The sequence below is a fragment of the Teichococcus rhizosphaerae genome (genome assembly GCF_002631185.1).
Taxonomy (GTDB): Bacteria; Pseudomonadota; Alphaproteobacteria; order Acetobacterales; family Acetobacteraceae; genus Pseudoroseomonas; species Pseudoroseomonas rhizosphaerae.
This window is the reverse complement of sequence record NZ_PDNU01000015.1, coordinates 148,318-168,876: the sequence shown is the minus strand read 5'-3', so window position 1 is coordinate 168,876 and position 20,559 is coordinate 148,318. Positions and strand designations below refer to the sequence as shown.

At 71.8% G+C, this 20,559-nt stretch carries 19 protein-coding genes; 10 read left to right on the top strand and 9 right to left on the bottom strand.

Annotated elements, in window-relative coordinates:
* Positions 1-214: 214 nt before the first annotated feature.
* The gene (locus CR162_RS23105) at positions 215-2,290 is read right to left on the bottom strand and encodes a glycerophosphodiester phosphodiesterase family protein (protein ID WP_176559806.1); all 2,076 of its coding nucleotides are present in this window, start codon (positions 2,288-2,290) and stop codon (positions 215-217) included.
* Between the two features lie 242 nt (positions 2,291-2,532).
* Positions 2,533-2,955, bottom strand: a complete 423-nt coding sequence (locus CR162_RS10455) for a DUF3830 family protein (protein ID WP_099095487.1) — start codon at positions 2,953-2,955, stop codon at positions 2,533-2,535.
* A gap of 157 nt (positions 2,956-3,112) precedes the next feature.
* Between CR162_RS10455 and CR162_RS10450 the strand changes: the two genes are divergently transcribed.
* Positions 3,113-3,772 carry a glutathione S-transferase family protein gene (locus CR162_RS10450; protein WP_099095507.1) on the top strand — a complete coding sequence of 220 codons (660 nt, stop codon included), beginning with the start codon at positions 3,113-3,115 and terminating at the stop codon, positions 3,770-3,772.
* A 51-nt stretch (positions 3,773-3,823) separates the two neighbouring features.
* On the opposite strand, the gene CR162_RS10445 is transcribed toward CR162_RS10450, so the two are convergent.
* Entirely contained in the window at positions 3,824-4,678 is an 855-nt protein-coding gene (locus tag CR162_RS10445) for a prephenate dehydratase (RefSeq protein WP_099095486.1), read from the bottom strand.
* A gap of 204 nt (positions 4,679-4,882) precedes the next feature.
* Between CR162_RS10445 and CR162_RS10440 the strand changes: the two genes are divergently transcribed.
* Positions 4,883-5,419, top strand: coding sequence for a c-type cytochrome (locus CR162_RS10440; protein WP_099095485.1), 537 nt, complete (start codon positions 4,883-4,885; stop codon positions 5,417-5,419).
* Positions 5,419-6,189 (top strand): histidinol-phosphatase, encoded by a 771-nt coding sequence (gene hisN, locus CR162_RS10435; protein WP_099095484.1) that lies wholly within the window; start codon positions 5,419-5,421, stop codon positions 6,187-6,189. The genes CR162_RS10440 and hisN overlap by 1 nt, the downstream gene beginning before the upstream one ends.
* A gap of 54 nt (positions 6,190-6,243) precedes the next feature.
* Here hisN and CR162_RS10430 read toward each other — a convergent pair whose 3' ends face one another.
* On the bottom strand, positions 6,244-7,635 hold the full coding sequence (locus CR162_RS10430) for a calcium-binding protein (protein WP_099095483.1): 1,392 nt from the start codon (positions 7,633-7,635) through the stop codon (positions 6,244-6,246).
* A 209-nt stretch (positions 7,636-7,844) separates the two neighbouring features.
* Between CR162_RS10430 and CR162_RS10425 the strand changes: the two genes are divergently transcribed.
* From CR162_RS10425 to CR162_RS10405, 5 genes are all read left to right on the top strand, one after another.
* Positions 7,845-9,749, top strand: a complete 1,905-nt coding sequence (locus tag CR162_RS10425; RefSeq protein ID WP_099095482.1) for an extracellular solute-binding protein — start codon at positions 7,845-7,847, stop codon at positions 9,747-9,749.
* Positions 9,750-9,935: 186 nt separating this feature from the next.
* Entirely contained in the window at positions 9,936-11,042 is a 1,107-nt protein-coding gene (locus tag CR162_RS10420; RefSeq protein ID WP_099095481.1) for a microcin C ABC transporter permease YejB, read from the top strand.
* Positions 11,039-12,079 (top strand): ABC transporter permease, encoded by a 1,041-nt coding sequence (locus tag CR162_RS10415; RefSeq protein ID WP_099095480.1) that lies wholly within the window; start codon positions 11,039-11,041, stop codon positions 12,077-12,079. Before CR162_RS10420 ends, CR162_RS10415 begins: the two co-directional genes overlap by 4 nt.
* On the top strand, positions 12,076-13,704 hold the full coding sequence (locus CR162_RS10410; protein ID WP_099095479.1) for an ABC transporter ATP-binding protein: 1,629 nt from the start codon (positions 12,076-12,078) through the stop codon (positions 13,702-13,704). The genes CR162_RS10415 and CR162_RS10410 overlap by 4 nt, the downstream gene beginning before the upstream one ends.
* Complete coding sequence (locus CR162_RS10405) at positions 13,701-14,126, top strand: hypothetical protein (protein ID WP_099095478.1); 426 nt, start codon at positions 13,701-13,703, stop codon at positions 14,124-14,126. Before CR162_RS10410 ends, CR162_RS10405 begins: the two co-directional genes overlap by 4 nt.
* Before the next feature lie 30 nt (positions 14,127-14,156).
* Here the strand turns inward: CR162_RS10405 and CR162_RS10400 are convergent, their stop codons facing one another.
* Positions 14,157-16,052 (bottom strand): AMP-binding protein, encoded by a 1,896-nt coding sequence (locus CR162_RS10400; protein ID WP_099095477.1) that lies wholly within the window; start codon positions 16,050-16,052, stop codon positions 14,157-14,159.
* Between the two features lie 221 nt (positions 16,053-16,273).
* Positions 16,274-17,938, bottom strand: a complete 1,665-nt coding sequence (locus CR162_RS10395; RefSeq protein ID WP_099095476.1) for an MFS transporter — start codon at positions 17,936-17,938, stop codon at positions 16,274-16,276.
* Positions 17,939-18,585: 647 nt separating this feature from the next.
* Between CR162_RS10395 and CR162_RS10390 the strand changes: the two genes are divergently transcribed.
* Both CR162_RS10390 and CR162_RS10385 read left to right on the top strand, forming a co-directional pair.
* Positions 18,586-18,978, top strand: a complete 393-nt coding sequence (locus tag CR162_RS10390; RefSeq protein WP_099095475.1) for a hypothetical protein — start codon at positions 18,586-18,588, stop codon at positions 18,976-18,978.
* A gap of 90 nt (positions 18,979-19,068) precedes the next feature.
* A complete protein-coding gene (locus CR162_RS10385) occupies positions 19,069-19,566 on the top strand; it encodes a MarR family winged helix-turn-helix transcriptional regulator (protein WP_099095474.1) in 498 nt (165 codons plus the stop codon).
* Positions 19,567-19,613: 47 nt separating this feature from the next.
* Here CR162_RS10385 and CR162_RS10380 read toward each other — a convergent pair whose 3' ends face one another.
* From CR162_RS10380 to CR162_RS10370, 3 genes are read right to left on the bottom strand one after another with little or no spacing between them, the layout of a single operon-like run.
* Positions 19,614-20,027 carry a hypothetical protein gene (locus CR162_RS10380; protein ID WP_141563128.1) on the bottom strand — a complete coding sequence of 138 codons (414 nt, stop codon included), beginning with the start codon at positions 20,025-20,027 and terminating at the stop codon, positions 19,614-19,616.
* Between the two features lie 5 nt (positions 20,028-20,032).
* The gene (locus tag CR162_RS10375; RefSeq protein WP_099095472.1) at positions 20,033-20,302 is read right to left on the bottom strand and encodes a DUF883 family protein; all 270 of its coding nucleotides are present in this window, start codon (positions 20,300-20,302) and stop codon (positions 20,033-20,035) included.
* A gap of 49 nt (positions 20,303-20,351) precedes the next feature.
* Positions 20,352-20,540, bottom strand: coding sequence for a hypothetical protein (locus CR162_RS10370; RefSeq protein ID WP_245870246.1), 189 nt, complete (start codon positions 20,538-20,540; stop codon positions 20,352-20,354).
* Between the last annotated feature and the right edge of the window lie 19 nt (positions 20,541-20,559).

The window sequence follows — 20,559 nt, the reverse complement described above, 5'->3', positions numbered from 1 at the left end:
GCCGGAGATGCGGCCGAAGACTTGGCCGAAGGGCCGGCCGGAGATGGGAGCGGCGGCGCGGCGGGGCGGCCGCGCGCCGGGAAACGCGCCATGGGCGGCTTATGTAGATCAACGCCCTCGCCGGGGGAAAGGCCGGGAGGCGGATTGCCCCGCCGGCCCTCGCGCCGTTCTTTCCGGCAAGCCGGCCCTTTCGGCGGCCAGCCGCCGCGGCCCGTCAGCCCAGCAGGGCGGGCTCGGGCAGGCGGCCCTCGGCGGCGCCGTGCTGCAGGAAGTGCATCAGCGGGTTCACGCCCGCCTCGGCCACGTCCGCGTTCGCCGCCAGATAGGCCGCGGCGTCAAAGCCGCCAAAGGTCGCGCGGCCCTCGCCGAAGCCGTGCTCCAGGTAGTGCAGCATCGGGTCCACCCCGGCGGCCGCCACGTCCGCATGCGCCTCGCGATAGGCGCCCGCATCGAAGAAGCCGTTCGGGTCGCGGCCCTCGGCGCGGCCATGCCGCTCGTAATGGTCGCGGGCGTCGAAACCGGCACGGGCCACATCGGCATTGCTCAGCAGGTAGAAGGCGGCATCGAAGCCATCCGCCTCCACCCTGCCGATGGCGGCGGTGGCGATGCGGCCCTCGGCCTGGCCGTGCGCCAGGTAGTGCGCCAGCGGGTTCATCCCGGCCTCCGCCACGTCGGCGTTGCGCGCCAGGTAGGCCTCGCTGTCGAAGCCGGCGGAGGGGTCGCGGCCCTCCTTCCAGCCGAAGGCGCGGTAGTGGTCGAGCGGGTTCATCCCCGCCGCCGCCACGTCCGGGTTGGCCGCCAGATAGGCATCCGTGTCGAACAGGGCGTTGGGGTCGCGCCCCTCGCGCCAGCCATGGTTGTCGTAATGCGCCTTCAGATCCACCCCGGCGGCCCAGACATCCGGGTTGGCCAGGGCGTAGGCCAGGCTGTCGAACAGCGCGTCGCCGCCATCCAGCCGCAGCGTGCCGTCGGCGAAGACCAGCCGCTCGATGGAGAGCAGGGTGTCGGTGCCGGCCTCGCCGCCCAGCACCAGCGCCGCGCCCTCGCGCGCGGCGGCATAGTCGGCCAGGCGGCCGGCGAACACGGCCGTGTCGGTGCCGGCGCCGCCCTCCAGCCGGTTGTCGCCCGCGCCGCCGGTCAGGGTGTCGTCGCCCTCGCCGCCCTTGAGGACGTCATCGCCCGCGCCGCCATCGATGCTGTCGTCGCCCGCGCCGCCATCGAGGAAGTCGATGCCGTCCGTGCCCGCCAGCGTGTCGTCGCCCGCCGTGCCGTCGGCGGCCATGAAGTCGGCCACCGCCTCCAGGCCGAGATCGGGCTGGTCGGTGAAGAAGCCGTCCACGCCGAGCTCGATCAGCTTGCGCATCTCGTCCTGCGTGGTCAGCGGCGTGCCGTCCACGTCCAGCACCAGGAACTGCTCCTCGGCGCGCAGCGTGTAGGGGATGACCTTGAGCCCCGCCGCATGGGCGTTCTCGACCAGCGGGCGCACCTCGCCGGTGAGCTGGCGGGCGATCTGCGCCACGCCATCGCCATCGGCGTCCACCGGCGCGACGGGGGCGCGCAGCAGGATGGCGTCCTTGCTCGGGCCCACGATGTCGGCATAGCGCGCGATCTCGGCCAGCGCCTCCGGCGTGTAGGCGTTGCCGAGCTGCACCAGCGGCAGGTCCACCCCCGCGCCCGGCATGATCTCGTCATGCAGGCGGATCAGGTTGCCGCTCTCGAAGGACTGGATGAAGACGCGCGCCGGGTCGGTGAAGCCGAGCGCCACCAGCTGCTCCACCAGCATGGCGCTGGTGTCGAGGCCGATGGATTCGAAGAAGGAGGGGCTCTTGGTCTCGGGCGCAATGGCGATCTTGCGCCCCGTCTCCGCCTCCACCTGGCGAACCAGAGCGACGATCTCCTCCAGCGTGGGGATCTCGAACCGGCCATCGAAGGACGCGCTCTCGGGCCGGGCCTCACCCAGCCTTTCCTTGGCGCGCAGCGTCTTCAGCTCGGCCAGGGTGAAGTCCTCGGTGAACCAGTCGGTGACCTCGCGGCCGCCGATCAGCTTGGTGGCGCGGCGGCCGGCGAATTCCGGCAGCTCGGCGACGTTGGTGGTGTCGGACAGGGTGTGCTCGTGGCGGGCCACCAGCACGCCGTCCCGGGTGGAGACGAGATCGGGCTCGATCACGCTCACGCCCATCTCGATGGCCAGGCGGTAGGCTTCCAGCGTGTGCTCGGGACGGTACCCGCTGGCGCCGCGATGGGCGATGACGATCGGCGGCTGGCCGTCCAGCGTGGCGAAACTGACCATGGTTCCCGGCTTCCTCTCAATGCGGCGTCGTGGCGCGGAAGGCCAGGATGGCGGCAACGGCCCGCCCTGCCGGGCGGAGCCAGCGCGGCCCGGCGCTTCTCGCGGCCCGCCATAGGGGCCCGGGATGACGGCCGGATGAGTATCGGGTTACCAGGGGATGAAACCCATGGGATGCGGGCGGAAGCCAGTCCAGGCCCGGGCCCTGGCGGGAGCCGCTTCCCGGCCCCCGCCCGCCACGTCGGTCAGGCCGCGCGGAAGGTGATGGGCTTGTTGCCGTCCCACAGCACGGAGCGGCAGACCCTGGCCAGCCGGTCGAGATCCTGGTGGATGGTCAGGAAGTGGTTGCCGGCGAGCTGGCCCGCCTTGCTGGCGAAGCAGCAGGGGCCATAGGCCACCAGGATCTCGGTTTCCGACACGCCGCTGATATGGCCCGGATGGACGATGACCTGCCCCGGCGCCGGATAGGAGGTGGCGTTCTCGTAGCCGATCGACAGGTCGCGCTCGCCCATCGGGATCCAGCACGCCTCGCCGGACCAGCGGACATGGATGATGCGGTCCTGGTAGGGCAGGAGCTGCCGGAAGCGGGCGACGGTCCGGGGCGCGGCCGCCTCCTCGAAGCTGGCGCGGAAGGTCTCTCCTCCGATCTCGATGACGATGTCGGCCACTCTGCTGTTCTCCTGCTCGGGCGCGCCGGTTGGCGGGGCGGGGTTCTGGCCGCCCGGGGCTGCCTGTGTGGCCCAGCCCCGCGCCCGCGGACAAGAGGAAGCATTGCCGGGGCCGCGCGGCTGGCGCAGGCTGCCCGCCTTTCCGGAGGAAACGGGCATGGCGTTGAGGATCTACGGCGTGGCGCGGTCGCGGGCGACGCGCCCGCTCTGGCTGGCGCGCGAGCTGGGGCTGGACCATGAGCAGGTGCCCGTCATCCAGTCCTACCGCCTGCCGGACGCGGCGGCGCCGGACGCGCCGCTGAACACCGCCTCCCCTGCCTTCCTCGCGGTCAACCCGAACGGCCAGGTGCCGTCGATCGACGATGACGGCTTCGTGCTGCACGAGTCGCTGGCCATCACCCTGTACCTGGCGCGCAAGCATGGCGGCCCGCTGGCCCCGCGCGACCTGCGGGAAGAGGCGCTGATGACCATGTGGACGCTCTGGGCCGCGACCCATGCGGAGGAGAACGCGCTGGCGGTGCTGACGCACCTGCCCCCCGCCTCGCCCAAGCACGACGCGGCGCGCGCCGCCGCCGCCGTGGCCGCGCTGCGCCGCCCCTTCGCGGCGCTGGAGAAGGCGCTGCGGGAGGGTGGCGGCCATCTGGTGGGCGGCCGCTTCACGGTGGCCGACCTGAACGTGGCCGAGGTGCTGCGCTACGCGCAGCCGGCCGGCGAGCTGTTCGCGGAGTTCCCCGCCGTGGCGTCCTGGATCGCCGCCTGCCAGTCCCGCCCCGCCTTCCGGGCGATGATGGCCGAGCGCGAGAAGGAGCCCGCCTGACGCGGCGAAGGCAGGAACAAGGGCCGGGGGCCTCTACCCCCGGCCTTCTCCTCAATCGGCCTGCGCCGCCTGCCCCAGCCGGTAGGGATGCGCGGGGTAGGAGCCCAGCACCCGCATCTCGCGCGAGAAGAAGTCCAGCTCCTCCAGCGCGCGCTTCAGCCCCGGATGGTCCGGATGGCCGTCGACGTCGCACAGGAACTGGGTGGCGGTGAAGTGGCCGTCGAGCATGTAGCTCTCCAGCTTGGTCATGTTCACGCCGTTGGTGGCGAAGCCGCCCAGCGCCTTGTAGAGCGCCGCCGGGATGTTGCGCACCCGGAAGACGAAGGTGGTGACGGTGTTGGCCGCGTCCACCGCCGGCGGCGCCGGCTGGCGGGCCATGACGTAGAAGCGGGTGGTGTTGTGCGCCGCGTCCTCGACGTTGCGCTTCAGGATCTCGAGCCCGTAGATCTCGCCGGCGAGCGAGGAGGCGATGGCCGCGTCCTCCAGGCTGGGCTTCTCGGCCAGCAGCTTGGCGGCGCCGGCGGTGTCGGCCTCGATCACCGGCTCCAGCCGCATCTCGCGCAGCAGCTTCAGCACCTGGCCGAGCGCCACGGGGTGGCTGTGGGCGCGCCTCAGCCCTTCCAGCGTGGCGCCCCTGTGCGCCAGCAGGCAGTGCTCCACGCGCTGGTAGTGCTCGCCCACCACGAACAGGCCGGAATCGGGCAGCAGGCGGTGGATGTCGGGCACCCGCCCCGCGAGCGAGTTCTCGCAGGGCAGCATGGCGAGCCCCGCCCGGCCCTCGCGCACCGCCTCCATGGCGGCCTCGAAGCTGGGGCATGGCAGGGTGGTCCAGCCGGGATAGGCGCTGCGGCAGGCAAGGTCCGAATAGGCGCCGGGCATGCCCTGGAAGGCGATCACACCACTCATCTCGTTCTTCTCGATCCGTCCTCGGCGTGGCGACGGCGGCGGCCGGGGGCCCGGCGTCGCATCGGCACGGGGCTACGGGTTGAAGCGCCCGCTCTCTGCCACTATGGTCCGGGCGCTTCTAGTCGAGCCCCGGTTCCTGCGCAAACCGGCCGGGGCATCGCCTGAGCGAGTCGCTTCGCACTTCTCGATGGATGGATCGGCAGCATGAGCTTGGAGGTCAACAAGGCGTTCGCGGCCGTCCTTACCGCCGGGATCGCCTTCATGGTGGCCGGCGTGGTGGGTGATGTGGTCGTGCACCCGAAGCGTCTCGACAAGGTGGCCATCGCCATCGAGGGCGCGCCGGAGCCGGGCGCCACGGCCGCCCCCGCCGCCCCGCAGGTCGAGGACGTGACGCCCCTGCTGGCCGCCGCGAACCCCCAGGCCGGGCAGCAGCTGGCCGGCCGGCTCTGCGCCTCCTGCCACAGCTTCGACCAGGGCGGCGCCAACAAGGTGGGGCCGAACCTCTATGGCGTGGTCGGCAACCACCACGCGCATCTGGACAGCTTCAACTATTCGCCGGCCATGAAGGCGCTGTCCGACAAGGCCTGGGACTACGCGGCGCTGAACGAGTTCCTGGCCGCCCCGGCGCGCGCCGTGCGCGGCACCCGCATGGCCTTCGCCGGCATCCGGGACGTGAAGCAGCGGGCCGACGTCATCGCCTATCTCCGCACGCTGGACGCCAACCCCCAGCCGCTGCCCTGATGCGGGAGATGATCGCGGCGGCCGAGGCGGCCGCCGACGCGGCGGGGGCGGTCATCCGCCCCCTTTTCCGTTCCGCCCTGCTGGTCGAGGCCAAGGGCGATGCCAGCCCCGTCACCGAGGCCGACAAGGCCGCCGAGCGGCGCATCCGCGCCCTGCTGGCCGCGCGCTTCCCCGATCACGGGCTGATCGGCGAGGAATACGGCGCCGAGCGGGCGGATGCCGAATGGGTCTGGGTGATCGACCCGATCGACGGCACCCGCGCCTTTGTCACCGGCCGGCCCATCTTCGGCAGCCTGATCGGGCTGATGCGCCGCGGCCGCCCCGTGCTCGGGCTGATCGACCAGCCCGCCACCGGCGAGCGCTGGATCGGCGTGGCCGGCCAGCCCGTGATGTTCCGCGGCCCGATGGGCGGCACCCCCCGCACGCGGCGCTGCGCTGCGCTGTCCGGGGCGGAGCTTTCCGTCACCAGCCCGGACATGTTCGCCCCCGCTGAGGCGCCGCGCTTCGCCCGGCTGCGCGCCGCCGCGCGCCGCGTCACCTATGGCGGCGACTGCTACGCCTATGGCCTGCTGGCGCTCGGGCTGATCGACGTCATCGCCGAATCCGACCTCAAGCCCTGGGACTGGGTGGCGCTGCAGCCGGTCATCGAGGCCGCCGGCGGCAGCATGACGGACTGGGCCGGGCAGCCCCTGCGGCTGGACGGCCCGGGCCAGGCCCTGGCGCTGGGCGACCCCGCCCTGCTGGACGAGGCGGTGCGGCTGCTCGGCTGAGGCGATGGCGGGCGAGGAAGGGCAGGCGGGCCCTTCCTGCTTGCGCCGCCGGCATCAGCCGATCAGATCGTCCGTGCGCTGCTCGGCGGCGCCATACAGGATGAAGTGGCGGGCCGCCCCTTCCACATCCCACCCCACCGCATTGGCCACGTCCGCGTATTTGGCCAGGTAGGCGAGGGCGTCGAAATCATCGGCCCGCCGCCCTTCCGCGCGCCCGTGGCGGATGTAGTGCGCGGCACCGGCCTCCGCGTCGGCGCCGAGGGCGGCGATCAGATCGCGATGGGAGGCGATGTAGTCCAGCCCGCTGAAGGTGACCGCGCGGCCTTCCCGGTGCCCGTGGCTGAGCAGATGCTGCGCCGCCGCCGCGCCGTTCGCCCCGAAGGCCTGCATCAGGTCGTCATGCGAGGCGATGTATTCGAGTCCCCTGAAGCTGATCTGGCGGCCTTCCGCGGCACCCCACTGGAGGTAGTGGCGCGCTCCGGCCTCGGCATCCGCCCCGAAGGCCTGGGTCAGGTCCTGGTGGGAGGCGATGTAGTCCAGGCTGCGGAACCACGTCTCCCGACCCTCGCCCCGGCCGAACTGGATGTAGTGCCGCGCCGCCGCGTCGGGGTCCGCGCCGAAGGCCAGCGCCAGATCCCGGTGGCTGGCCAGGTAGGCGAAGGGGGTGAAGCTGACGCCTCGCCCTTCATCCCAGCCATGCCGGAGGTAATGATCGAAGCCGGCGGAGGCGTCCGTGCCCAGGGCCCGCGACAGGTCGGCATGGGAGGCGATGTAGTCGAGCGGCCTGAAATTGACGGCCCCGACCTCCTTCAGCTCCCACCCTCCGGAGAAGCCGAGGCGCTCGACGGAGAACAGCCTGTCTGTTCCGTCCTGCTGCCGGGCGGCGGGCTGGAGGGGAATCACGCCCACCGCGCCATAGGCCACCACCACCTTGTAGTCCTGCGAGGCGCCGGAATAGATGGCGGTGTCCCATCCCGCGCCGCCGTCGATCAGGTCCCGGCCCGCGCCGCCGCGGATCCGGTCGTCCCCCGCCCGGCCCAGGATCGTGTCGTCCCCGCCATGGCCCAGCAGCATATCCGCGTGGGGCGAGCCGCTGATGTGGTCGCCGCCCGCCAGGAGCGCCTGCATCGCCTCCGTGGAGGCGTTGCGGGCCGTCCAGTTGTTCAGCTGCTGGACCGGGACGGACAGGCCCGTGACCTCGACGCTCAGGATGCCGTTCTGGGTCTCGCGATAGCCGGTCACGGTTCCGCCGGCCGGGAGGCCTTCCGCCGTGTAGGTGATGCCGTGGCCGAAGAACTCGGTGCGGCTGCCGGACTGCCCGAGGAAACGGTAGTCGCCGGCGAAATAGTCCGGCCGCGCGCTGGTCGGCCACAGCCAGGCCCAGCTGCCGATGTTGCTGGCATCGAAGCTCATGGAGAACATTTCGCCGGACTGAACGACGGCCATCGGGCAAGCCTTCCCTCTTCTGGAACCCCGAGGTTGAATTTGTAGGCGCCATTTTATTGACAGGGAATGTCGGGAGATCCCCGGCCGCCATGGATTTCCCGCGGGACGGAGGCGGGAACACGCGGGAACACGCGGGAACACTGTTGCAAAACGCAAGCCGCGGCACACGGCAGTTGTCCTGGCGCGGCCGAACGCCCATCCTACGGCCCATGCGCCGCCGCCATCTGATCGCATCCGGCCTCGCCCTCGCCACGGGGCCCCTCCTTTCCCGCGCCTGGGCCCAGCAGGGCGCCGGTGCCGCAGCGATGCCCGCGCCCGGAACGGCCGCTCCAGGAGCCGACGGGACGCCACAGCCGCCGCGCCGCGCCCATGCCCTGTCCCTGCTGGGGGAGCCGGCGCTCGCCGCGGACTTCACCCACTGGCCCTGGGTGAACCCGGCGGCGCCCAAGGGCGGGCGCATGACGCTGACCGCCCTCGGCAGCTTCGACAGCTTCAACCCCTACATCCTGCGCGGCGCCCCGGCCGCCGGCATCGGCCAGATCTACGACACGCTGATGATGCCGAGCCCGGACGAGGCCAGCACCGAATACGCCCATCTGGCGCAATGGGTGGAGCTGCCGCGCGACGGCCGCGGCGTCACCTTCGTGCTGAACGAGGCGGCGCGCTGGCATGACGGGCAGCCCGTCACCGCGCAGGACGTTGTGTGGACCTTCAACACGCTGCGCCAGCACGGCCGCCCCTTCTTCCGCGCCTATTGGGGCGACGTGGCCGAGGTGGTGGCGGAGGATGCGCGCCGCGCCGCCTTCCGCTTCGGCAATGCCGACAACCGCGAGCTGTCGCAGATCCTGGGCCAGATGCCGGTGCTGCCGCGCCACTGGTGGGAAGGGCGGGACTTCACCCAGCCCGGCCTGACCGTGCCGCTCGGCTCCGGCCCCTACCGGATCGAGGGCTTCGAGCCCGGGCGCAGCGTCACCTATCGCCGCGTGGCCGATTACTGGGGGCGCGACCTGCCCACCCGCCGCGGCACCCAGAACCTCGACGTGATGCGCTACGACTATTTCCGCGACGCCACCGTGGCGCTGGAGGCCTTCAAGGCCGGGCAGATCGACCTGCGGGTGGAGAACGTCGCCAAGGAATGGGCCACCGGCTACGACTTCCCCGCCGCGCGGCGCGGCCTGGTGAAGCGCGAGGAGATCCGCCACGAGCTGCCCACCGGCATGCAGGGCTTCGCCATGAACCTGCGCCGGCCGATCTTCCAGGACCGCCGGGTGCGCGAGGCGCTGGGGCTGGTGTTCGACTTCGAATGGATGAACGCCAACCTGTTCTATGGCAGCTACACGCGCACCACCTCCTACTTCTCCAACTCCGAGCTGGCCGCCACCGGCCTGCCCTCCGAGGGCGAGCTGATGGTGCTCTCCGCCTTCCGCGGCCGGCTGCCGGAGGAGGTGTTCACCACCGAGTTCCGCGTCCCCGCCTCGGATGGCAGCAACAACAACCGCGAGAATGCCCGCCGCGCTCTCGGCCTGCTGCGCGAGGCGGGGTGGACGGTGAGGGAGCGCCGCCTCGTCAACGACAAGGGCGAGCCCTTCAGCTTCGAGATCCTGCTCAACAGCGCCACCTTCGAACGCGTCGCCCTGCCCTACATCCAGGCGCTGCAGCGCCTCGGCATCGAGGCCCGCGTGCGCACGGTCGATCCCGCCCAGTACCAGGTGCGGATGGACGCCTTCGACTACGACATGACGGTGGAGCTGTTCGGCCAGAGCCTGTCCCCCGGCAACGAGCAGCGCGACTTCTGGGGCTCGGAGAAGGCGCGCGAGCAGGGCAGCCGCAACACCCTCGGCATCGCCGACCCGATCATCGACGCGCTGGTGGAGCTGGTCATCGCCGCGCCCGACCGGCAGGCGCTGATCGACCGCACCCGCGCGCTCGACCGGGTGCTGCTCTGGGGCCACTACGTCATCCCCCACTGGCACAGCCGCAGCTTCCGCGTGGCGTGGTGGGACAAGTTCGGGCGGCCGGAGCGCAACCCGCGCTACGCGCTCGACCTCCAGTCCTGGTGGGTGGAGCCGGCAAAGGACCGCGCCCTCCCGGCGGACCGGAACGTGGCGAACTGAGGCCAGCGGGCGGGGGGAGCGGCACGCCCCCCGCGGCTTTCTTCCAGCTGCCGGCCCTGGCCTTCCGCTCGGGGCCGGAAAGGGATCACGGGGACATGATGCGCGCGCAAGACCCTCTCACCGCCTGTTCGCGCCCCGGGCGCGGCACTCCCCCTCCCCCGCTGCCCCCGGCCGCCTGACCGAGACATGGGAGCCTATCTGCTGCGCCGCCTGGCGCTGCTGGTGCCGACGCTGTTCGGCATCATCCTGATCAACTTCGTCGTCGTGCAGTTCGCGCCCGGCGGGCCGGTGGAGCAGATGCTGGCCGAGCTGCGCGGCGACAATGCCAGCGTCCTCGGCCGCGTCACCGGCGAGGGGCAGGGCGAGCTGCGCGGGCCGCCCGCCCAGGCGCAGGGCGGCGACGCCCCCTCCGGCACCTATCGCGGCGCGCGCGGCATGGACCCGGCGGTGGTGGCCGAGATCGAGCGGCTCTTCGGCTTCGACAAGCCGGCGCACGAGCGCTTCCTCGCCATGATGAAGGGCTACCTGACCTTCGACTTCGGCGAGAGCCTGTTCCGCGGCCGCAAGGTGGTGGACCTGCTGTGGGAGAAGCTGCCCGTTTCCGTCAGCCTCGGCCTGTGGTCCACGCTGATCATCTATCTCGTCTCCATCCCGCTCGGCATCCGCAAGGCGGTGCGCGACGGCACGCGCTTCGATGCCTGGACATCGGGCGTGGTGCTGGTGGGCTACGCGGTGCCGGGCTTCCTGTTCGCCATCCTGCTGGTGGTGCTGTTCGCCGGCGGCTCCTTCCTGCAGATCTTCCCGCTGCGCGGCCTCGCCTCCTCCGGCAGCGCCGACTGGCCCTTCTGGCAGCGCGCGGCCGACTATGCCTGGCACATGGCGCTGCCGACGCTGGCGCTGGTGATCGGCGGCTTCGCGGGGCTGACCATGCTGACCAAGAACTCCTTCCTGGAGGAGATCAACAAGCAGTACGTCGTCACCGCCCGCGCCAAGGGGGCGGGCGAGGGGCGGGTGCTCTACGGCCATGTGTTCCGCAACGCCATGCTGCTGATCATCGCGGGCTTCCCGGCGGCCTTCATCGGCATCCTGTTCACCGGCGCGCTGCTGGTCGAGATCGTCTTCTCGCTCGACGGCCTCGGGCTGCTCGGCTTCGAGGCCGCCATCCGGCGCGACTACCCGGTGATGTTCGGCACCCTCTACATCTTCACCCTGCTCGGGCTGGTCATGCAGATCGTGGGCGACCTCACCTACACGCTGATCGACCCGCGCATCGACTTCGAGGCGCGCCGATGAGCCTTTCCCCCATCACCCGGCGCCGGCTGGCCAATTTCCGCGCTAACCGGCGCGGCTGGTGGTCGCTCTGGATCTTCGCGCTGCTGTTCCTCGTCACCCTCGGCGCCGAGCTGGTGGCCAATGACCGCCCGCTGCTGGCCAAGGTGGGGGAGAGGTGGTTCTTCCCCGTGGCGGTGGAATACGCGGAAAGCGACGTCATCGAGGGCGGCTTCCCCACCGCCGCCATCTGGCGCGATCCCGCCTTGGCGGAGGAGGTCGCGGCGCAGGGCGGCTGGATGCTCTGGCCGCCCATCCCCTACCGGCACGACACCATCATCCGCGACCTCGGCCAGCCCGCCCCCTCGCCCCCCTCCTGGCAGAACCTCCTCGGCACGGACGACCAGGCGCGGGACGTGCTGGCGCGCGTCATCTACGGCTTCCGCATCTCGGTGCTGTTCGGCTTCGCGCTCACCCTGGCCTCCTCGGTCATCGGCATCGCGGCGGGGGCGGTGCAGGGCTATTACGGGGGCTGGGTCGATCTCGGCTTCCAGCGCTTCATCGAGATCTGGTCCGGCATGCCGCAGCTCTTCCTGCTGATCATCCTGGCCAGCGTCATCGAGCCGGGCTTCTGGACGCTGCTCGTCTTCCTGCTGCTGTTCTCCTGGATGTCGCTCACCGGCGTGGTGCGGGCCGAGTTCCTGCGCGGCCGCAACCTCGACTATGTGCGGGCCGCCAAGGCGCTCGGCGTGTCGGACACGCGGGTGATGACGCGCCACATCCTGCCCAACGCCATGGTGGCGACGCTGACCTTCCTGCCCTTCCTGCTGTCCGGCTCGGTCACCATCCTGGCCAGCCTGGACTTCCTGGGCTTCGGCCTGCCGCCCGGCTCGCCCTCGCTCGGCGAGCTGGTCAGCCAGGGCAAGAACAACCTCCAGGCGCCCTGGCTCGGCATCACCGCCTTCTGCGTGCTGGGCGGCGTGCTGACCCTGCTGATCTTCGTGGGCGAGGCGGTGCGCGACGCCTTCGATCCCCGCAAGCTGCCCGGAGGCGAGCGATGAGCCCCCCCACCCCGCCGCCGCCGCTGCTCAAGGTCGAGGGCCTCGGCATCTCCTTCCGCGGGCGGGAGGTGGTGCGCAACGTCTCCTTCGAGGTGCCGCAGGGCCAGACCGTGGCGCTGGTGGGGGAAAGCGGCAGCGGCAAGAGCGTCAGCGCGCTGGCCTGCCTGCGGCTGCTGCCGCCCTCCGCCACCGTGGCCGGGCGCGTCACGCTGGACGGCACCCGGGTGCTGGAGGCGGGGCCGGAGCAGCTCCGGCGGCTGCGCGGCGGCACCGCCGGCATGGTGTTCCAGGAGCCGATGACCAGCCTGAACCCGCTGCACAGCGTCGGCCGCCAGGTGGCCGAGGCGGTGCGGCTGCACCAGCCCCTGCGCGGCGCCGCGCTGCGCGAGCGGGTGGTGGCGCTGCTGGAGCGCGCCGGCCTGCCCAATGCGCGGGACCGGCTGGACGCCTACCCGCACCAGCTCTCGGGCGGGCAGCGCCAGCGCGTGATGATCGCAGCCGCCCTCGCCAACGACCCGAAGCTGCTGATCGCCGACGAGCCCACGACCGCGCTCGACGTCACCATCCAGGCGCAGATCCTGGAGCTGCTGGCCGAGCTGAAGCAGCGCCTGTCCATGGCCATGCTGCTGATCACCCACGACCTCACCATCGTCCGCCAGCACGCCGACGCGGTGGTGGTGATGCGGCAGGGCCGGGTGGTGGAGCAGGGCCCCGCCGCCCGCGTGCTGGGCGCGCCGCAGCACGACTATACCCGGCTGCTGCTGGCCACCGAGCCGCGCGGCCGCCCCGCCCCCGTGCCGCCCGATGCGCCGGAGCTGCTGCGGGCCGAGGAGGTGAAGGTGCACTTCCCCATCCGCCGGGGCCTGCTGCGCCGGCAGGTGGGGGCGGTGCGCGCGGTGGACGGCGTCTCGCTGTCGCTGCGGGAAGGCGAGACGCTGGGGCTGGTGGGCGAGAGCGGCAGCGGCAAGACCACGCTGGGCCTGGCGCTGCTGCAGCTGGAAGGGAGCGAGGGCCAGGTGCGCTTCGAGGGCCGCCCCATCCACGGCCTGTCCCGCGCCGCGCTGCGGCCGCTGCGGGCGCGGATGCAGGTGGTGTTCCAGGACCCGTTCGGCGCCCTTTCCCCCCGCATGAGCGTGGCCGACATCGTGGGCGAGGGGCTCGCCGTGCACGAGCCGGGCCTCGATGCCGCCGGGCGCCGCGCCCGCGTCACCCAGGCGCTGGAGGAGGTGCAGCTCGATCCCGCCACGGCCGAGCGCTACCCGCACGAGTTCTCGGGCGGGCAGCGGCAGCGCATCGCCATCGCCCGCGCCCTGGTGCTGAAGCCGCGCCTGCTGGTGCTGGACGAGCCCACCAGCGCGCTCGACGTCTCGGTGCAGGCCCAGGTGGTGGAGCTGCTGCGCGGCCTGCAGGCGCGGCACCGGCTGGCCTATCTGTTCATCAGCCACGACCTGCGCGTGGTGCGGGCGGTGGCCCACCGCATCATGGTGCTGAAGGGCGGGCAGGTGGTGGAGGAAGGCGAGGCCGCGGCGGTGTTGCAGTCGCCGCGGGCCGACTATACCCGCGCGCTGATGCGCGCCGCCTTCCCCCTGGAGGCGGCGGCCGGGGAAAGAGCCGCCACGCCATGAACGAGTTCGAGACGCTGAAAGAGCTGGTCCGCCAGGACAAGGTCCAGCTCGGCGTCCATGTCCGCAAGATGAACGTGGCCGGCTCGCCGGCCTACCGCCCGGTGGAGACGCTGGCCTGGCCGGTGGGCATCCTGCTCGCCTGCTCGCTCGCCGCCTGGCTGACGCAGAACGTCCATGTGGGCGCGGCGGTGCTGGCGGCGGGCATGGCGTGGTGGCTGCTCAAGGTGCAGCCGCGCGTCAAGGCCGCCGTGTTCGAGCGCACCACCGAGCTCGCCTTCTCCGACGAGCGGCTGTTCGACGGCCTCTGGGCCAAGGGCGTGCTGACCCTCTACGCCAAGCTGGAGGATGGCAGCGCCCGCGCCGCCACCCGCAAGGATGACTGGCGCGCCTTCACCCGCGCCCTGGCGGCGCTGAAGGGCTGAGGGCGGGGGCGCTGCCCCTCCCCCGCCGCCTCAGGCCACGGGCCGCGCCTCCTTCAGCACCGCGCCGATCTCCTCCAGGATCGCCGGGTCGTCGATGGTGGGCGGCACGGCGAACTCGTCGCCATCGGCCAGCTTGCGCAGCGTGGCGCGCAGGATCTTGCCGCTGCGGGTCTTGGGCAGGCGGGCCACCACCCGCGCCTCCTTGAAGGCGGCGACAGGCCCGATCCGCTCCCGCACCAGCGCCACCAGCTCGCGCGCCAGCACCGCCTCGGCCTTGTCCACGCCGGCCTTCAGCACGACGAGGCCGAGCGGCGCCTGGCCCTTCAGGCTGTCCCGCACCCCCACCACCGCGCATTCCGCCACATCGGGGTGGGAAGCCAGCACCTCCTCCATGGCGCCCGTCGAGAGGCGGTGGCCGGCGACGTTGATGATGTCGTCCGTGCGGGACATCACCCAGACATAGCCATCCTCGTCCACCATGCCGGCATCGCCCGTGTTGTAGTGGCCGGGGAAGGTTTCGAGATAGGCCTCGCGGAAGCGCGCCTCGGCCCGGTAGAGGCCGGGCAGGCAGGCGGGCGGCAGCGGCAGGCGGATGGCCAGGCTGCCGATCCGCCCCGGCGGCACGGGCTTTCCGCCCTCGTCCAGCGCCTCCACCACATAGCCCGGCGCCGGCTTGCCGCCCGACCCGGCGCGCATCGGGAACAGCCCGGCGCCGCGGAAATTGCCGGTGATGCACCAGCCCGTCTCGGTCTGCCACCAATGGTCCACCACGGGGCGGCGCAGCAGCCGCTCGGCCCAGAGCGCCGTGTCCGGGTCGCAGCGCTCGCCGGCCAGGAACAGCGCCTCCAGCTTCGAAAGGTCGTGCCCCGCCAGCAGCCTGCCCTCCGGGTCCTCCTTCTTGATGGCGCGCAGCGCGGTGGGGGCGGTGAACAGCACCTTCACCCCATGCTCGGCGCAGACGCGCCAGAAGGCGCCGGCATCGGGCGTCCCCACCGGCTTGCCCTCGTAGATGACGGAGGTGCAGCCCGCCAGCAGCGGCCCGTAGACGATGTAGGAATGGCCCACCACCCAGCCCACGTCGCTGGCCGTCCAGGACACGTCGCCCGCCCCGAGCCCGTAGAGCAGGCCTATGGAATGGTGCAGCGCCACCGCGTAGCCGCCGCAGTCGCGCAGGATGCCCTTGGGCTTTCCCGTCGTGCCGCTGGTGTAGAGGATGTAGAGCGGGTCGGTGGCCGCCACCTCGACGCAGGGGTGCGGCGCGGCGGCGGCCATGGCCGCCTCCATGTCCTCGCCCCGCCCCGGCTCCAGCTCGCAGCGCCAGGTCTCGCGCTGCAGGACGAGGCAGGCGCCGACGCGGTGCGGCGAGAGCGCCAGCGCCGCGTCCAGCAGCGGCTTGTACTTCACCACCCGCCCCGGCTCGATGCCGCAGGAGGCGGACAGCACCAGCCTCGGCTCGGCATCGGTGATGCGCGCCGCCAGCTCCGCCGCCGCGAAGCCGCCGAACACCACGGAATGCACCGCCCCCAGCCGCGCGCAGGCCAGCATGGCGATGGCGGCCTCCGGCACCATGGGCATGTAGATCACCACCCGGTCCCCCGCGCCGACGCCGCGCGCGGCCATGGCGCCGGCCAGCCGCGCCGTGCGGTCCAGCAGCTCGGCATAGGTGAGGCGGGATTTCGCGCCGGCCAGCGGGCTGTCCCAGATCAGCGCCGGCTGGCCGCCGCGCCCGGCGGCGACGTGGCGGTCGATGGCGTTGTGGCAGATGTTCAGCCGCGCATCCGGGAACCAGCGGCCATAGACGCCCTGGCCGGGGTCGAAGGCGCGGGCGGGCGGCGCGGACCAGTCGATGCCGCCGGCGGCCTGGAGCCAGTAGCCCTCCGGGTCCTGGCGCCAGCGGGCATAGGTGGCGTCATAGCCATCCGGCATGGAAAGCCTCCCGATGGTTCTTCTTGTGGAAACGGGCGCCGCGTCGCGGAGCGCCGGACCGGCCGGGGAATGCGCCCCGGCGCGGCGGAAAGGGGGCCGCCCCTCTCTGCGCCCGGGAGGGGCGGAAGCCGGAGCCCTCCCGCCAGGGAGCGGGCTCCGGCACCGGGAGCGGCCAGGCTGGAGGGCGGCCGCGCCGGAGCGCGGCCGCCGGCCGGGCGCGGCTAGACCCGCGCCCGCGCCGCGCTTGGCTGCGCCTCGGTCTCGTCCTCGGCGAAGATGTCGCGGTCCTTGGTCTCGGGCACGAAGAAGATGCCGATGACCACCGTGGCGAGGGCGATCACCACCGGGTACCAGAGGCCGTAATAGACGTCGCCGGTCTGCGCGATCATGGCGAAGGAGGTGGCGGGCAGCAGGCCGCCGAACCAGCCATTGCCGATGTGGTAGGGCAGCGACATGGAGGTGTAGCGGATGCGGGTCGGGAACAGCTCGACCAGTGCCGCCGCGATCGGGCCGTAGACCATGGTGACGTAGATCACCAGCAGGGTCAGTACGGCGATCAGCACCGCCGGCTGCTCGCGGAAGAAGTCGAACGGGTGGTTCATCTTCACCACGGTCGGGTTCGAAGCCGCCGGGTAGCCCGCCGCGGTGATGGCCGTGCCCACCGCCTGCGCGAAGTTGGGCGTGGAGGAGGGGATGGCGGTATCGCCGATCCGCACGGTGGCGGCGGTGCCGGCGGGCGCGGCTTCCACCGTGTAGTTCACCGAGAGCCGGGCCAGCGCCGCCTTGGCGATGTCGCAGCTGTTGGTGAAGCGGGCGGTGCCGGTCGGGTTGAACTGGAAGGAGCAGTCGGCCGGGTCGGCCTGCACCACCACGGTGATGTTCTGGTGCGCGGCGTGCAGCGCCGGGTTGGCCTCGGCGCTGATCAGCTTGAACAGCGGGAAGTAGGTGAGCGCCGCGATCAGGCAGCCGCCGAGGATGATCGGCTTGCGGCCGACCTTGTCCGACAGCCAGCCGAACAGGATGAAGCCGCCCGAGCCCAGCAGCAGCGACCAGGCGATGAGCATGTTGGTGGTGTAGCCATCCACCTTCAGCACGGAGCCGAGGAAGAACAGCGCGTAGAACTGGCCCGTGTACCAGACCACCGCCTGGCCGGCGACAAGGCCGAGCAGGGCGAACAGCGCCACGCGGGCGTTCTTCCACTGGCCGAAGGCCTCGGAGATCGGCGCCTTGGAGCCGGTGCCCTCCTCCTTCATCTTCTTGAAGGCCGGGCTCTCCTGCAGTTGCATGCGGATCCAGACGGAGATGCCGAGCAGCAGGATGGAGACCAGGAAGGGGATGCGCCAGCCCCAGTCGAGGAAGGCCTCCTCGCCGAGGGCCGAGCGGGTGAACAGGATCACCATCAGCGACAGGAACAGGCCGCCCGTGGCGGTGAGCTGGATGAAGCTGGTGTAGAAGCCGCGCCGGCCATGCGGCGCGTGCTCGGCCACGTAGGTGGCCGCGCCGCCATACTCGCCGCCCAGCGCCAGGCCCTGGAGGCAGCGCAGCACGATCAGGATGATGGCGGCGGTGATGCCGATCTGGTCCGAGGTGGGCAGGATGCCGACGATGAAGGTCGAGGCACCCATGATCAGGATGGTGACCAGGAAGGTGTATTTCCGGCCCACCAGGTCGCCCAACCGGCCGAACACCAACGCGCCGAAGGGGCGCACCAGGAAGCCGGCGGCGAAGGCCAGCAGCGCGAAGATGTTCCGCGTTCCCTCCGGGAACTGGCTGAAGAACTTCGCGCCGATGATGACCGCGAGCGAGCCGTACAGGTAGAAATCGTACCACTCGAAGACGGTTCCAAGCGACGAGGCCAGGATGACGCGCTTCTCCTCACGCGACATCGGCCGATTCGCCGTATCTGTTCTGGGTGTTGCAGAGCGCATCTTCGAACCCATTCCTGCCCTTGCCGGATGCGCCGCGGGGCGCCCCGGTTTTTCTTTGTTGATGGTCCGCGCCACCATGGCTTGCGGTGTTCAAGCCCAAGATCCCGGCCTGAGACTGCCCAGCGTGACGGCAGGCGGATTGTGGCGTCGCCATCGCAACGATGAAATCGTGGAAACGGGGGCGGCCCTGTCCTCACCAAAAAGTTATGTTGCGGCGCGAGATCGAAATGCCGGCGCGGCCGCCACCGCGCTGGAAACCCTGGCCTTGTCCGGAAGCGCCCTCATGGCCGCCTTCCGTTCGCGAAAGAGCCGCATGACAGCCGCGCCATCTGGCGGGGAATGGCGTTGCATCTCCCGCTCCCGGCGCTCCGGCCGTGTTTCCCGCCCCTGCCGCTGCAACACTTGGTGCGCTGCCCTGTTCGCCCAATATGAAAGGCAGGGCGGGCACCGCCTGGATGCCGGCCTGAGCTCGGGGCGGGCTTCCCGGCCTGGCCCTGCCCCCGGCGCGAAGGGCGGCGGCCTGCGGACAGCGCCACTCGCGCGCGCAGAACCGGCTGGAATCTTTGGCCAACCGGCGTCAGCATGGAGGAGAAGGGGGGCCATGGATGGATACGCTCCGCGCACTGGCTGACCAGGCGATCAGGCGGGTCCTGCTCGGTCTCGTGCTGGGCATCGTCGTCATCATGGCCGGACTGGCCCAGGCGCCGCTGCTCGCCCTGCAAAGCGGCGCTCTGCTGACCGCCGCGCTCTGGCTCATCCTGTGGGGTCTCGCCCTGTCGGTGCCGCGGCGGGACCTGCGGGGGACGCAGCTCTGGCGGCAGCTCTCCACCCTGGCGGGGGGCAGGGCGGCGCGCCTGCGCGGCCATGAGGGGCACCGGCAGCTTGCCGCCATTCTGGCCGAGCGGCTGATGTGGCACGCCGACCGCGCCGGCATGGCCGCGCTCTCCCTGGGCGGGATCACGCTGCTGGCCTTCGGCTACCGGGCGCTGCGGCCCTGACCCTGCCCGCTTCGCGGCACCGCACAATCGATTCGGTTGACGCGCCGGAATTGTGGCGGGATGGTGGCGTAACCTTCGCGGCAGAGTAGGATGGGCGCCATCACGGACCAGAATATCACGCTGCTCCTGGATGCGGTGCGGGAGCAGGACATCATCCCCCAGGCACCCTCCTCCGGCTACAGCCTCGACGAATCCGTGGGCCACCTGCTGCGCCGCGCCCACCAGCGCCACGCCTCGCTGTTCCAGGACCGGGGCGCGATCGGCGGCCTCACCTCCACGCAATTCGCCACCCTGCTGAAGCTCGGGGAGCTGGGGCGGGCCACGCAGAACGCGTTGGGCCGCGCCGTGGCGCTCGATCCGGCCACCATCCAGGGCGTCGTCGCGCGGCTGCGCGACCGCGGGCTGGTGGATGTGGCGCGCGACCCACTGGACCGGCGCACCGTGGTGCTTTCCCTCGCCCCGGCGGGGGAGACGGTGCTGGCGGAAGCCATGGTGCAGGGCCGGCGGGCCAATGAGCAGCTCCTGGCGCCGCTGGCGCCGGAGGAGCGGCGCGCGCTCATCCGGCTGCTGCACCGCCTGCTGGGATAGCCTTTCTCCCGGGGGGAGGCCCGCCCGCCCAAGCGGGCGGGGAGGGTTCAGTCGCGCTTCCGGCGGCTCAGCATGCCGATGATCACCCCCAGAAGCGGCGAGCGCGCCACGCCGCCCAGCATGGGCAGCAGCCCGAAGCTCGCCCGCGCCTGGCTGATGGCGTTGTCCCGCAGCATGCGGGCCTCGATCTCCTGGCGGCTGGGATTGTCGCGCAGCGCCAGCATTACGAGGAGGCCCGCGATCACCAGATCGCCGGCCAGGATGGCGCCGGCCCGCCCGAGCGGCCCGAGATGCGGCTCCAGCGCCAGCCAGACCAGCAGGTGCGCCATGGCGAAGGCGGCAAAGCCGAACAGGGCGGCCACCGCGCCCATCGCCACCTTCACGGCCATCCGTTTGGCCTGAAGGCCCAGCAGCACGCGCTCCGCTTCCAGGGAGACGGTGACGAGGCGGAACGCGCGCATGGGCATCAGCGCCGCAGCAGGCGGGCGATCAGGATACCCACGCCCACCGCCACCGCGATGGTGACGACCGGGCGCTCACGCACCAGGTCCATCGCGTGGTCCGCCTCGCGGCGGGTGGTGTGGCTCACCTGGTGCGCCAGGCTCTGCGCGCGGCTGCCGACGCGGGACAGCGCCGGGTTCACCTGCTCCTGCATCAGCTCGTCCACCTTGCGGCGCAGGTCGGCGATGCGTTCCTCCACGGAGGAGGTGTCGAAGGAGGCGGAATAACGGGGCATGGCGTTTCTCCTGCGGCGCGGGTCAAGGCGTGTTCAGGTGCGGCCGCCCTCAGAGGGTGCGGTCGATGCTGCGGCCCAGGCGCTCACCGGGGCCCTTCGGCGGGTCGATGGTGTCGCGGATGTTCTCGCCGGCGCGATCCAGGCTGCGGCCCGCACGCTCGCCCGGCCCCTCGCTGCATGCCATCAGCGGCAATGCGAGGACAAGGGCCGGAAGAAGGGTGGCCAGGATCTTGCGCATCATCGAACTCCTTGCGTGA

Excerpts from the sequence above, each read along its gene's own strand:
- CR162_RS23105 (WP_176559806.1), bottom strand. The coding sequence starts at position 2,290 with ATGGTCAGTTTCGCCACGCTGGACGGCCAGCCGCCGATCGTCATCGCC.
- CR162_RS10440 (WP_099095485.1), top strand. The coding sequence starts at position 4,883 with ATGAGCTTGGAGGTCAACAAGGCGTTCGCGGCCGTCCTTACCGCCGGG.
- CR162_RS10385 (WP_099095474.1), top strand. The coding sequence starts at position 19,069 with ATGGGCGCCATCACGGACCAGAATATCACGCTGCTCCTGGATGCGGTG.
- CR162_RS10450 (WP_099095507.1), top strand. The coding sequence starts at position 3,113 with ATGGCGTTGAGGATCTACGGCGTGGCGCGGTCGCGGGCGACGCGCCCG.
- CR162_RS10425 (WP_099095482.1), top strand. The coding sequence starts at position 7,845 with ATGCGCCGCCGCCATCTGATCGCATCCGGCCTCGCCCTCGCCACGGGG.
- CR162_RS10445 (WP_099095486.1), bottom strand. The coding sequence starts at position 4,678 with ATGAGTGGTGTGATCGCCTTCCAGGGCATGCCCGGCGCCTATTCGGAC.
- CR162_RS10405 (WP_099095478.1), top strand. The coding sequence starts at position 13,701 with ATGAACGAGTTCGAGACGCTGAAAGAGCTGGTCCGCCAGGACAAGGTC.
- CR162_RS10380 (WP_141563128.1), bottom strand. The coding sequence starts at position 20,027 with ATGCGCGCGTTCCGCCTCGTCACCGTCTCCCTGGAAGCGGAGCGCGTG.
- CR162_RS10430 (WP_099095483.1), bottom strand. The coding sequence starts at position 7,635 with ATGGCCGTCGTTCAGTCCGGCGAAATGTTCTCCATGAGCTTCGATGCC.
- CR162_RS10370 (WP_245870246.1), bottom strand. The coding sequence starts at position 20,540 with ATGCGCAAGATCCTGGCCACCCTTCTTCCGGCCCTTGTCCTCGCATTG.
- CR162_RS10415 (WP_099095480.1), top strand. The coding sequence starts at position 11,039 with ATGAGCCTTTCCCCCATCACCCGGCGCCGGCTGGCCAATTTCCGCGCT.
- CR162_RS10400 (WP_099095477.1), bottom strand. The coding sequence starts at position 16,052 with ATGCCGGATGGCTATGACGCCACCTATGCCCGCTGGCGCCAGGACCCG.
- CR162_RS10395 (WP_099095476.1), bottom strand. The coding sequence starts at position 17,938 with ATGTCGCGTGAGGAGAAGCGCGTCATCCTGGCCTCGTCGCTTGGAACC.
- CR162_RS10390 (WP_099095475.1), top strand. The coding sequence starts at position 18,586 with ATGGATACGCTCCGCGCACTGGCTGACCAGGCGATCAGGCGGGTCCTG.
- CR162_RS10410 (WP_099095479.1), top strand. The coding sequence starts at position 12,076 with ATGAGCCCCCCCACCCCGCCGCCGCCGCTGCTCAAGGTCGAGGGCCTC.
- CR162_RS10420 (WP_099095481.1), top strand. The coding sequence starts at position 9,936 with ATGGGAGCCTATCTGCTGCGCCGCCTGGCGCTGCTGGTGCCGACGCTG.
- hisN (WP_099095484.1), top strand. The coding sequence starts at position 5,419 with ATGCGGGAGATGATCGCGGCGGCCGAGGCGGCCGCCGACGCGGCGGGG.
- CR162_RS10375 (WP_099095472.1), bottom strand. The coding sequence starts at position 20,302 with ATGCCCCGTTATTCCGCCTCCTTCGACACCTCCTCCGTGGAGGAACGC.